The organism is Brevundimonas sp., from assembly GCF_052436175.1.
Classification (GTDB): Bacteria; Pseudomonadota; Alphaproteobacteria; order Caulobacterales; family Caulobacteraceae; genus Brevundimonas.
On record NZ_JBQVNM010000079.1, the window covers coordinates 1 to 11,044 of the forward strand.

Sequence of the window (11,044 nt, forward strand, 5' to 3'; positions counted from 1 at the left end):
GGCCAGGGTGCAGAGGCCGGAATTGGTGCAGATATTCGACGTCGCCTTGTCGCGGCGGATGTGCTGTTCCCGCGTCGACAGGGTCAGGACGAAGCCGCGACGGCCGTCCGCATCCACCGTCTCGCCGCAGTAACGACCGGGCGTCTGGCGCAACAGTTTTTCGCGCGTGGCGAACAGGCCGACATAGGGGCCGCCGAAGTTCAGGGCGTTGCCGATCGACTGGCCTTCGGCCGCGACGATGTCGGCGCCCATTTCGCCCGGCGACTTGAGCAGGCCCATCGACACCGCCTCGGTGACCACGACGATCAGGAGGGCGCCGGCCGCATGGGCCGCCTCGGCGATCTTCGTGACGTCCGTGGCCGTGCCGAAGACGTTCGGGGTCTGGACGACAACGCAGGCCGTGTCCGGCCCGATGGCGGCGATGACCGCATCCTCGGCGTCGACGGCGGGCGCCAGGGCCTCGGTCTCGACGCCCACGGCGTGGACCACGGTCTCGGTCGCCCGGACATAGTGGGGGTGCACCCCGCCCGAGATGACCGCCTTGTTCCGGCGGGTCACCCGCGTGGCCATCAGCACGCCCTCGGCCATGGCGGTCGAGCCGTCGTACAGAGAGGCGTTGGCCACTTCCATGCCGGTCAGGTTCGCGACCTGAGTCTGGAACTCGTACAGGTACTGTAGCGTCCCCTGGGCGATTTCCGGCTGATAGGGGGTGTAGGAGGTCAGGAACTCCGACCGCTGGATGACGTGATCCACCGTCGCCGGAACATGGTGCTTGTAGGCCCCGGCCCCGCAGAAGAAGGGCACGGAACCGGCCGCGGCGTTGCGCGACGCCATGCGCGACAGGGTCCGCTCAACCTCCAGTTCGCCCGCCACGCGCGGCAGATCGACGAAGCCGTCGCGCCGGGCGGCTTCGGGCACGTCCACGAACAGGTCGTCTACGGATTTCGCCCCGATGGCGGCGAGCATCGCCGTACGGTCGTCGGGCGTCAGGGGGAGGTAGCGCATGGTCTGATCCTGGGCCGGGAGAGCGGCCGAAGGACCCTCTGACTTTAATCAGAGGGTCCGTGCGATGGGTCTTAGAGGGTCGCGAGGAAGGCGTCGTAGGCGGCCTGGTCCATCAGGGCGTCGATCGCCGAGGCGTCCGAGACCTTGATCTTGGCGAACCAGCCGGACCCTTGAGGGTCAGCGTTGACGGTTTCCGGGGCGGTGGACAGGGTGTCATTGGCCTCGACCACCTCGCCCGAGACGGGGGCGTAGACGTCCGAGGCCGCCTTTACGCTCTCGACCACGGCGAAGCTGTCGCCCGTGCTGACGGTCTTGCCGACCTCGGGCACCTCGACGAAGACGACGTCGCCCAGGGCCTCGGCGGCGTGTTGCGAGATGCCGACGGTGGCGATGTCGCCGTCGAGGCTGACCCACTCGTGGTCCTTGGTGTAGCGCATGGTGATCTCTCGGGTTGAAGTTCAGGCTTTGGGTTTGCGGTAGTAGCGTTGGGCGACGAAGGGCATGTCGACGACCTCGGCGGCGGCGGCCTTGCCGCGCACGATGACCTTGAGTTCGGTCCCGAGGGCCGCGAAGGCTGGCGGCACATAGGCCATGGCGATGTTGCGACCCAGGGTCGGCGACGGGCCGCCCGAGGTGACCACCCCGATGACGTTGCCGTCCGTATCGGCGACCTCGGCGCCTTCACGGGCAGGCGCGCCTTCCTTGATGCTGAGGCCCACGCGAACGCGCGACGGGCCCTCGGCCAATTCCTTCAGGATGCGCTCCGCGCCGGGGAAGTCGGCGCGTTCCTTGCGCGACTTGGACAATGCGAAGGTCAGGGCCGCCTCGACCGGGCTGGTCGTGGCGTCGATGTCGTGGCCGTGCAGCGGCAGGCCGGCCTCAAGGCGCAGACTGTCGCGGGCGCCGAGGCCGATCGGCTTGACCCGCGCGTCCTCCAGAATGGTGTTCCAGATGCGCTCGGCGTCGGTATTCGGCACCGAAATCTCGAAGCCGTCCTCGCCTGTGTAGCCCGAGCGGGAGATGTAGCAGTCGACGCCGAACAGCATCACCCGCACCACATCCATGAAGCCCATTTCCAGCAGGATATCGTCGTGCTCGGCCATGACGGCCCCGGCCTCTGGCCCCTGAATGGCGATCAGGGAGCGGTCGTCGAGGATCTTCAGCGCCGCGTCGCCCGACAGATGGGCCTTCAGATGGGCGAAGTCGGCGTCCTTGTTGCCGGCGTTGACGACGACATAGAGGCCGTCGTGGTCGGGCTTGCCCGCCATCAGGTCGTCCATGATGCCGCCCTCGGCGTTGAGCAGCAGGGAATACTTCTGCTTGCCCTCCTTCAGGACCGCATAGTCGCCGGGCACGAAGCGCTCGAACTGGGCCACGGCGTCCGGGCCCGTGATCTTGCACTGGCCCATGTGGGAGACGTCGAACAGGCCCGCGTGTTCGCGCGTCCAGCGGTGCTCGGCCAGGACGCCTTCGTACTGGACCGGCATGTCATAGCCGCCGAACCCGACCATGCGCGCGCCCAGGGCCCGGTGGGCGGCGTTCAGGACGGTGGTCTTCAAGGTCTCGTCAGACATGGCGTTCGGCTTTCAGAGTCGCGTGTTGCAGCGGTCGCGCCGCCGTCCTCGCGCCCCCGCTGTCCTGAAGCCTGAGAGATTCCGACACCCCAAGAAGGGAGGGCGTCTTGCTCCGTCGGCGCGGTCGTGAAGACCGACTTTCCAGCGTCCGAGTGTTCTCGCGGTCCGTTTGCCTGAGCGTTTCCGGGGCGGTTGCGCCTTCGGCGTCGAACCCGGCGAACCGGCTCCGAACTCTCCCGCGAGAGCGAACGACCTAAGGCCCCGACTCCGGCCGCAAGTCAAGCGACACGGCGCCTCGCCCCGACCTTGATCTCCAAGCGTGGGCATATGGAACAGGGCGGCGCCACGGCGCCTTTGTCAGGGAGCCCCGCTAACCTCAGGAAATCCCATGTCCATTCTCGACAAGCTCTTTGGTCACGACGAAACGCCGCGCACCAAGCCGGCCAAGCCCGACATCGCCATGCAGAAGGTGCTCGACACTCTGGCGGAACTGGGCGGCAAACCGATCGAGACCCTGACGCCCGAGGAAGCCCGTCGCCAGCCGACCCCGACCGACGCGGTCAAGAAGATCCTTCAGGACACCGTCGGCGACGAAGACCCGACCATGGGTGTCCACACCCGCGACATCACCATAACCGGTGCGGCCGGCCCGCTTCAGGCGCGCGTCTATACGACCGATCCCGAAATCACGGATCTGAAGCCCCTGGTCGTCTATTTCCACGGCGGCGGCTTCGTCATCGCCGATCTGGACGTCTATGACGGCGGCCCGCGCGGCATCGCCCGCATGGCCGACGTGGTCGTGCTGTCAGTCCATTATCGTCAAGCGCCCGAGGACAAGTTCCCGGCCGCCCACGATGACGCCGTCGCGGCCTGGCGCTGGGCGCTCGAAAACGCCCAGACGATCGGCGGCGACCCGCGCCGCATCGCCGTCATGGGTGAAAGCGCCGGCGGCAACCTGGCCATCAACGTCTCGATCGCCGCGCGCGATCAGGGCCTGACCCCGCCCGCGCATCAGGTGCTGGTCTATCCCCTGGTCGGCAACGACCTGAACAACGAGAGCTATGTCGAGAACGCCGACGCCAAGCCGCTCAACAAGGCGATGATCGAATGGTTCGTGGGTCACACCTTCGCCGACAAGACCCAAACGGAAGACCCCCGCGTCAATGTGGTCGGCGCCGCCGATCTGAGCGGCCTGCCCTCCTCCACCCTGATCATGGCCGAGATCGATCCCCTGCGGACCGAGGGCGAACAACTGGCCGAGCGGCTTGAGGCGTCCGGCGTCGATGTGCGGCACAAGACCTTCAACGGCTCGACGCATGAGTTCTTCGGGATGGGATTGGTGGTCCCCGACGCCGCCGTCGCCCAGACCTTCGCCGCTCACGAGCTGAAACGGGCCTTCGGCACGGCCATCCTGCCCATCTGATCCGGCGACACCCTTGAACGACGAGACGCCGCGTCCTCCCGTGGGACGCGGCGTCTTCGCGCGCGGGTCTTGCTACCGTCATCCAGTGCGGCCAAGAACGCGCGACGCTTCGATGCCGAGGATCGCATGACTGACGCCACCAAAGCCGGATTTGTCGATTTCGACAGCCACATCGCCTCGGCCGCGTTGCCCGACGGGCTGCGTGAGGTCCTGCAGGTCCTGGCCCGGACCTGCGCCGAAATCAGCGACGTGGTGGCGGACGGCGCCCTGGCCGGGGCTCTGGGCGCCTCGGGCCAGATCAACGTCCAGGACGAGGAGCAGAAGAAGCTCGACGTCATGACCAACGACATGCTGACCGACGCCCTGCTGGCCTGCCCCTTCGTCGCGGGCGTCGCCTCCGAGGAGATGGACGAGGTCCAGCCTGCGATCCATCCCGCCGGCCAATATCTGGTCCTGTTCGACCCTCTGGACGGGTCGTCCAACATCGACATCAACGCGCCCGTGGGGACCATCTTCTCGGTGCTCGCCTCCCCTTCCCCGACCCCGACCGAGGCCGACTTCATGCAGCCGGGCCGGGCCCAGGTCGCCTCGGGCTATGCCCTCTACGGCGCCCAGACCATGCTGGTCCTGACGACGGGGTCGGGCGTCACGGGCTTCACCATGGCTCCCGAGGGCCGCTGGCTGCTGACCCATCCCGACATCCGCATCCCGGCGGACACCCGCGAGTTCGCCATCAACATGTCGAACCAGCGCCACTGGGCGGACGGCGTGCAGCGCTATGTCACGGGCTGCCTCGAGGGCGCCGACGGCCCCCGCGGCAAGAACTTCAACATGCGCTGGGTCGCCGCCATGGTGGCGGACGTGCACCGCATCCTGATGCGCGGCGGCGTCTTCCTCTATCCGTGGGACCGGCGCGAACCGGAAAAGCCGGGCAAGCTGCGTCTGATGTACGAGGGCAATCCCATGGCCCTGCTGGTCGAACAGGCCGGCGGCAAGGCGACGCTGGACGGCGTGGCGCCGATCCTGGACGTCGTCCCGGAACGCCTGCATCAGCGCGTTCCCGTCGCCCTGGGCTCGGCCAATGAGGTCGATCAGATCGCGGCGGCGTAGGCCCTGACCTCGGCGATCCGCGCGGCCTTGTCGGCGTCGGGCAGGAAGCTGCCCTCGAAACTGTTGACCGCCATCTGCGTCAGTTGATCCCGCGTCAGGCCCGTCGCCTCGGCCAGACGGCTGTAGTTGGCATTCACATAACCGCCGAAATAGGCCGGGTCGTCCGAGTTCAGCGTGACATGCAGCCCGCGCCGCAGCATCTCGGGCACGGGATGGTCCTTCAGGTCGTCGACGACGCAGAGCTTCAGGTTCGACAGCGGACAGACGGTCAGGGTCATCTGTTCGGCGGCGAGGCGTTCGATCAGACTCTCGTCCTCCATCGACCGGTTGCCGTGGTCCATCCGGTCGATGTGCAGCAGGTCCAGGGCCTCATGCACATAGGCGGGCGGGCCCTCCTCCCCCGCATGGGCGCAGAGCTTCAGCCCCAGCTCACGGGCGGCGGCGAAGACGCGAACGAATTTGGACGGCGGATGGCCCACCTCCGACGAATCCAGCCCGACACCGATGAAATGATGCAGATACGGCTTGGCGGCTTCGAGCGTCGCGAACGCCTCCTCCTCGGTCAGGTGGCGCAGGAAGCTGAGGATCAGGCCGGAGGTAACGCCCAGTTCCGCCTTCGCCCGATCCATGCCCGCGATCAGACCCTCGACCACCACGCCGAAGGGCACGCCGCGATCAGTGTGGGTCTGGGGGTCGAAGAAGATTTCGGCGTGACGGACGTTGTCGGCGGCGGCCCGCTGGAAATAGGCGAAGGCCAGACCCTCGAAATCCCGCGCGGTCAGCAGGACATTGGCCCCGGCGTAGTAGATGTCGAGGAAGTCCTGCAGGTTCGAGAAATCATAGGCCGCCCGCACCGCCTCGACGCTGTCGAAAGGGATGGAAACCCCGTTCCTCTGCGCCAGTTCGAACATCAGCTCGGGCTCGAGCGAGCCCTCGATATGCAGGTGGAGCTCCGCCTTGGGCAGGCCGGCGATGAAGGCGTCCAAATCAGTCATGATGATCCTCCGGCAGATCGGCGACAAAGGCTGCAAGACCGATCACCTTGGCAGGCGTCAGTCCTGGAGCCGACGCGAGCTTGCGGCCCAGTCGGTCATCAGCGCTTACCACGGGTAGATTCCGCTGCTCGGCCAGCGCCAGATAATAGCAGTCGTAAACCGCATGATTGAGCCGCACCGCGATTTCCACGGCGCGATCCGCCAAGGTCAGACTATTGATCAAGGTCAGATCTGCATGCCGCATCACACGGACAGCGGGCGCCAGAAAAGCCGGATCGAACTCGCCAAGTCGAACCTTCTTCCAAAGCACGTTCGTTGTTTCGACGATCAGCAGGTCGGGGGCGAACAGTTTGAGCGGTTGAAGGCGGCGAGCCGCCACCGTTTCTTCTTCCTCGACGAACCATTTCGCCAGAACGCTGGCGTCTATAATCGCCGTCACCGCTCGTCCCGGCTTTCGCGGACGAGGACTTCGGACGGCGTCTGGGGGCGGCCGATCGTGTGGGCCCGGATTTGGTCCGATGCGGCGATCCAGTCGAAGCCGTCGGCATCCTCTGCCGCCGCAGCGGTCAGGATGGCGCGATACTCGGCCTCGGCCGAACGGCCGTTGCGGGCCGCACGCTGCTTCAGCGCCTGCACCGTGGCTTCGTCGAGATGACGGACATGGATATTCATGACGGCCTCCAGGACACGATAGCAATGCTATCATACCAGAGCTGTCGTCGCTACATCCGCTCCGGCGGCTCGATGCCCAGGAGGTCCAGAGCGATGACCAGCTGGTCCAGCGCGGCCTTGGACAGGGCCAGACGCGAGGCCCGGGTCGCCTCGTCCGGCGCGATCAGCACCGGACAGGCCGCATAGAATTTCGAGAAGGACTGGGCCAGCCGATAGGCGTGCTCCGCGATCAGATGCGGCATTCGCTTGTCATAGGCGTCAGCCACGGCCTGATCGAAGGCGTCCAGCGTCAGGGCCAGATCGCGCTCGGCCGGTTCGGCGATGATGATGGTGCCGGGCGCCAGGCCCTGATCCGCCGCCTTGCGCAGCAGGGATTTGATCCGCACAGACTGGTACAGCAGATAGGGCCCGGTCTTGCCCTCGAAGCTCATGAAGCGATCGAGGTCGAAGACGTAACTGGTTGTTCTGCTGTTCGACAGGTCGGCGAACTTCAGCGCGGCGATGGCCACCTTATGGGCCGTGGCCTCGAACTCTTCCGGCGACAGGTCCTCCCCCAGATGGGCCTCGTTCAGCCGCTCGCGCGCCTTGTCCGTGGCCTGGGTGATCAGGTCGTGCAGCTTCAGCACCCCGCCGGCGCGGGTCTTGAACGGCTTGCCGTCCGTGCCGTTCATGGTGCCGAAGCCGAGATGCTCCAGCCCGCCCTCGGCGGCGTAGCCGGCCAGACGCGCGGCCCGGAACACCTGTTCGAAATGCTCGGCCTGGCGCTCGTCCACGACATAGAGGATCAGGTCGGGGTCGATGGCCTTGCGGCGGTCCAGAATGGTGGCGAGGTCGGTCGTGCCGTACATGGCCGAGCCCTCGGAGCTGATGACCAGCAGCGGCGGCGGGCTGGGCGCCTCGATCACCGAGCCGTCGGCCAGCTTCTTCTTGCGCGTCTCGCCCGGCCCGGCGACGTGGACCACGCGGGCGCCGTCGTCCTCGACCAGCAGGCCGGTCGTCTCCAGATGGGCGATCATCTCGGCCATCAGGGGATCGGCGTCGCTCTCGCCGTTCCAGAGGTCGAAGGTGACCGACAGGGCGCCGAACTCACGCTCCAGGGCCGTGCGGCTGACGGCGACAAAGTGCTTCCACAACGCCCGATAGCCGGGGCGGCCGGCCTGCAGTTCCGCCGTCGCCTTGCGGGCGCGGTCGCGATAGTCGGCGTCTTCCTTGGCGCGCCCGGCGGCGAGCGGATAGAGCCGCTCCAGATCCTCCAGCGACACCGGACTCTCGGCAGGGAACGGGCCGTCGCCCTCGACCAGGAAGGCGTCGGCCTTCCCTTCATCGCCGGTCGCGACGATCAGCAGCCCCATCTGGAAGCCCCAATCGCCAAAATGGGCGTCGCCCCAGACCGTGTCGCCCCGGAAGCGGAACAGCCGCTTCAGGCTCTCGCCGATGATGGAGGATCGCAGGTGACCGACATGCATCGGCTTGGCCACGTTCGGCCCGGCGTAGTCGATGACCACCTTGCGCGGTTTGGCCACGGCAGAGGCGCCGGCGTGATCCGCGTCAGCCGCGACCTCGGCCGCCCGCTTCGCCAGGGCCGCGTCGGCCAGCTTGAAGTTGATGAAGCCCGGCCCCGCCACCTCGACCGAGGCCAGACGCGGATCGCCCGACAGGCGCTCGGCCACCCGGCTCGCCAGGTCGCGCGGATTGGCCTTCAGCGCCTTGGCGGCGGCCAGGGCCCCGTTGGACTGGAAGTCGGCGAGGTCCGGCCGGTCCGACGGCGTGACGCGCGCCAGGGCCGCGTCCACGCCTTCGGCGGCGAAGGCGGCCGCGACCGCTTCGCCCAGTTCAGACTTGAGGTCGGTCATTGGGCGGGCGGGGTCGCGGTTCCGGCGTTGACGCGGAAACGGCTGCCCTCACGGTTGAACTCGGCCATCTCGGGCGTGATCTCGAACCCGATCAGGATTTCGAAGTTCGAGCCGCTGATCGTGGTGTTGGCGCGCGGGATCACCACCGAACGCTCGATCTCGACCGAGGCGGTCTGGCCGCCCTTGAAGTCGACGGGCAGGTCGAAATACTGCTTGTCCAGCACGGCGGTGTTCCGCTCCGTCACCGCCACCCAGTAGCGGTAGGTGTGCTGACCCTCGGTGGCCCGGGCGCCGCGACCGAAGTTGGCCAAAGCGTTGATCTCGACGCGGATCGGATCATCGCCGCGATAGCTGCACCCCGAGCGAACGCCCTGGAACTCGCCGGTATAGCCGATGTTGGCCAGGGCCGGGCGATTGTCGGCCATCTCCACATAGCGGGCCGCGTCGTAGAGGATCTTCACATAGGGACAGGGTCCGGCGTTGACCTGACGCAGGGCGCCGAGGCGCGACGGGCGATCCTCGGGTTCGTCCTCGCCGTCCTGGCCCGGCCCGCCCTGCTGGCCCGGACGCTGGCGCTGTTGCGCCTCGGCGGACGGCGCGGCGGCCGAGATCACGGCCACGGCGGACAGGAAGGCGAGAGAAGAGGCAAGGACGCGACGCATCAGGGACGGTTTCCGAACGGCGGACAGGGATTCGCGGGCCGCGGGTCGGGCGCACGACCCGGCCACGCTGGGTGCTGATAGCGGCTAAAGCGAGGCGCGGCAAACGGTGACGGGGTTTGGACGTGGCGGCGCGGGCGCGGAAAGACTAGATTGGGCGCATGAACGCCGTGACGCCGATCAAACGCCCGCTGACCGTCCGCCTGGCCACGCCGCGCGGCTTCTGCGCCGGCGTTGATCGCGCCATCCAGATCGTGGAACGCGCCATCGAGCGGTTCGGGGCGCCCGTCTACGTCCGGCACGAGATCGTCCACAACAAGCACGTCGTCGAGCGGCTGAAATCCCTCGGCGCCGTCTTCGTGCGCGAACTGGACGAATGCCCGGACGACCGGCCCGTCGTCTTCTCGGCTCACGGGGTGCCCAAGTCGGTGCCCGCCGCCGCCCGCGACCGTCAGATGCTGTTCCTCGACGCCACCTGCCCCCTGGTGTCCAAGGTCCATGTCGAGGCCGAGCGCCACCACGCTGCCGGTCGCCACATCCTGCTGGTCGGCCATGCGGGTCATCCGGAGGTGATCGGCACCATGGGCCAACTGCCGGAGGGCTCCATCACCCTGATCGAGACGGTCGAGGACGCGGCGGCCGTGGAGCGCCCCGGCGACCGGCCCCTCGCCTATGTGACCCAGACGACCCTGTCGCTGGACGACACGGCGGAGATTGTGCGGACGCTCAAGGCCCGCTTCCCCGAACTGCCGGACCCGCACAAGGAAGACATCTGCTACGCCACCACCAACCGTCAGGAGGCGGTCAAGCAACTGGCCGACGGCTCCGATCTGGTGCTCGTGGTGGGGTCGCCGAACAGCTCCAACTCCGTGCGACTGGTCGAGGTGGCGATGCGGGCCGGGGCCGGGTCGGCCAAGCTGGTGGACGACGCCTCGCAGGTCGACTGGCGCTGGTTCGACAACGTGTCCACCGTGGGCATCACCGCCGGCGCCTCGGCGCCCGAGCCCCTGATCCAGGCCCTGATCGCCGCCATCGGCGAACGCTTCGACATGACCCTGACCGACGACCCGGGCGAACAGGAAACGGTGACCTTCAAACTGCCGAGGGCGCTGACGGCCTGATCCGCCGCCAAATCCAACCCCGTCACCCCCGGACTTGATCCGAGGGCCGGAGACTGATCCACCCATCCAACTCGTGTGGGCGAAGGCTGGCATGCCCCATCAGACGCAAAGCCAGCCCCGCCGCCGATCCTCGGGTCAAGCCCGAGGATGACGGATGGTGTGTTGGGCTGATTTACCCCCCCACGAAGTCCTGAGCGAACTCAGGCGCGTCGTCGCCGTCCTCGACCGGATCCTCGTCGTCGGCGTCGAGCGCCCTCGACGGATCGGGCGCCTCGAACCCGGCGGGCAGCGACAGGTCCAGCAGACCGGCCGCCTTCATCTCCGCCACGCCCGGCAGATCATCCAGCCGCGCCAATCCGAAATGCTCGAGGAAGCGGTCGGCCGTCGCATAGGTCACCGGGCGACCCGGCGTCCGGCGCCGTCCGCGCAGCCGCACAAAGCCCATCTCCAGCAACAGGTCCAGGGTCCCCTTGGAGATCGACACCCCACGGACGCTCTCGATCTCGGCGCGGGTGACGGGCTGGTGATAGGCGATGATGGCCAGGGTCTCCAGCGCGGCCTTGGACAGGCGGCGGGGCTCCTCTCGCTCCTCGGTCATCATGAAGGCCAGATCCGCCGCCGTGCGGAACCGC

The 11,044-nt window shown here is 67.6% G+C and carries 12 protein-coding genes and 2 riboswitches; of the genes, 3 read left to right on the forward strand and 9 right to left on the reverse strand.

Annotated elements, in window-relative coordinates:
* The 3 genes from gcvPA to gcvT form a co-directional block, all read right to left on the reverse strand.
* The coding region (gcvPA, locus tag ACT6QK_RS13615) for an aminomethyl-transferring glycine dehydrogenase subunit GcvPA (RefSeq protein WP_444598366.1) at window positions 1–1,005 on the reverse strand (1,005 nt) is incomplete at its 3' end.
* 71 nt (window positions 1,006–1,076) lie between these two features.
* Complete coding sequence (gene gcvH, locus ACT6QK_RS13620; protein ID WP_444598367.1) at window positions 1,077–1,442, reverse strand: glycine cleavage system protein GcvH; 366 nt, start codon at window positions 1,440–1,442, stop codon at window positions 1,077–1,079.
* A 21-nt stretch (window positions 1,443–1,463) separates the two neighbouring features.
* Window positions 1,464–2,579, reverse strand: coding sequence for a glycine cleavage system aminomethyltransferase GcvT (gene gcvT / locus ACT6QK_RS13625; protein WP_444598368.1), 1,116 nt, complete (start codon window positions 2,577–2,579; stop codon window positions 1,464–1,466).
* 57 nt (window positions 2,580–2,636) lie between these two features.
* A riboswitch (glycine riboswitch) is annotated at window positions 2,637–2,726 on the reverse strand.
* Between the two features lie 4 nt (window positions 2,727–2,730).
* Window positions 2,731–2,828: riboswitch (glycine riboswitch) on the reverse strand.
* A gap of 139 nt (window positions 2,829–2,967) precedes the next feature.
* On the opposite strand from gcvT, the gene ACT6QK_RS13630 reads away from it, so the two are divergent.
* Window positions 2,968–4,002, forward strand: coding sequence for an alpha/beta hydrolase (locus ACT6QK_RS13630; protein WP_444598369.1), 1,035 nt, complete (start codon window positions 2,968–2,970; stop codon window positions 4,000–4,002).
* Between the two features lie 126 nt (window positions 4,003–4,128).
* Window positions 4,129–5,112, forward strand: coding sequence for a class 1 fructose-bisphosphatase (locus ACT6QK_RS13635; protein WP_444598370.1), 984 nt, complete (start codon window positions 4,129–4,131; stop codon window positions 5,110–5,112).
* On the opposite strand, the gene ACT6QK_RS13640 is transcribed toward ACT6QK_RS13635, so the two are convergent.
* From ACT6QK_RS13640 to ACT6QK_RS13660, 5 genes are read right to left on the reverse strand one after another with little or no spacing between them, the layout of a single operon-like run.
* Window positions 5,094–6,107 (reverse strand): adenosine deaminase, encoded by a 1,014-nt coding sequence (locus tag ACT6QK_RS13640; protein ID WP_444598371.1) that lies wholly within the window; start codon window positions 6,105–6,107, stop codon window positions 5,094–5,096. The two genes, ACT6QK_RS13635 and ACT6QK_RS13640, sit on opposite strands and share 19 nt — an antisense overlap.
* Complete coding sequence (locus ACT6QK_RS13645) at window positions 6,100–6,546, reverse strand: type II toxin-antitoxin system VapC family toxin (protein ID WP_444598372.1); 447 nt, start codon at window positions 6,544–6,546, stop codon at window positions 6,100–6,102. The genes ACT6QK_RS13640 and ACT6QK_RS13645 overlap by 8 nt, the downstream gene beginning before the upstream one ends.
* Entirely contained in the window at window positions 6,543–6,779 is a 237-nt protein-coding gene (locus ACT6QK_RS13650) for a FitA-like ribbon-helix-helix domain-containing protein (protein WP_316629751.1), read from the reverse strand. The genes ACT6QK_RS13645 and ACT6QK_RS13650 overlap by 4 nt, the downstream gene beginning before the upstream one ends.
* Window positions 6,780–6,829: 50 nt before the next feature.
* On the reverse strand, window positions 6,830–8,632 hold the full coding sequence (argS, locus tag ACT6QK_RS13655; RefSeq protein WP_444598373.1) for an arginine--tRNA ligase: 1,803 nt from the start codon (window positions 8,630–8,632) through the stop codon (window positions 6,830–6,832).
* Window positions 8,629–9,294, reverse strand: a complete 666-nt coding sequence (locus ACT6QK_RS13660; RefSeq protein WP_444598374.1) for a Tat pathway signal sequence domain protein — start codon at window positions 9,292–9,294, stop codon at window positions 8,629–8,631. Before ACT6QK_RS13660 ends, argS begins: the two co-directional genes overlap by 4 nt.
* Window positions 9,295–9,452: 158 nt before the next feature.
* Here ACT6QK_RS13660 and ispH point away from each other — a divergent pair, with 158 nt between their 5' ends.
* Window positions 9,453–10,412 carry a 4-hydroxy-3-methylbut-2-enyl diphosphate reductase gene (ispH, locus tag ACT6QK_RS13665; protein WP_444598375.1) on the forward strand — a complete coding sequence of 320 codons (960 nt, stop codon included), beginning with the start codon at window positions 9,453–9,455 and terminating at the stop codon, window positions 10,410–10,412.
* A gap of 172 nt (window positions 10,413–10,584) precedes the next feature.
* Here ispH and scpB read toward each other — a convergent pair.
* A partial coding sequence (gene scpB / locus ACT6QK_RS13670) for an SMC-Scp complex subunit ScpB (protein WP_444598376.1) occupies window positions 10,585–11,044 on the reverse strand: 460 nt, incomplete at its 5' end.

Coding starts and splice junctions, on each gene's coding strand:
- argS (WP_444598373.1), bottom strand. CDS start 8,632: ATGACCGACCTCAAGTCTGAACTGGGCGAAGCGGTCGCGGCCGCCTTC.
- ACT6QK_RS13630 (WP_444598369.1), top strand. CDS start 2,968: ATGTCCATTCTCGACAAGCTCTTTGGTCACGACGAAACGCCGCGCACC.
- gcvT (WP_444598368.1), bottom strand. CDS start 2,579: ATGTCTGACGAGACCTTGAAGACCACCGTCCTGAACGCCGCCCACCGG.
- ACT6QK_RS13635 (WP_444598370.1), top strand. CDS start 4,129: ATGACTGACGCCACCAAAGCCGGATTTGTCGATTTCGACAGCCACATC.
- ACT6QK_RS13660 (WP_444598374.1), bottom strand. CDS start 9,294: ATGCGTCGCGTCCTTGCCTCTTCTCTCGCCTTCCTGTCCGCCGTGGCC.
- ispH (WP_444598375.1), top strand. CDS start 9,453: ATGAACGCCGTGACGCCGATCAAACGCCCGCTGACCGTCCGCCTGGCC.
- gcvH (WP_444598367.1), bottom strand. CDS start 1,442: ATGCGCTACACCAAGGACCACGAGTGGGTCAGCCTCGACGGCGACATC.
- ACT6QK_RS13640 (WP_444598371.1), bottom strand. CDS start 6,107: ATGACTGATTTGGACGCCTTCATCGCCGGCCTGCCCAAGGCGGAGCTC.
- ACT6QK_RS13650 (WP_316629751.1), bottom strand. CDS start 6,779: ATGAATATCCATGTCCGTCATCTCGACGAAGCCACGGTGCAGGCGCTG.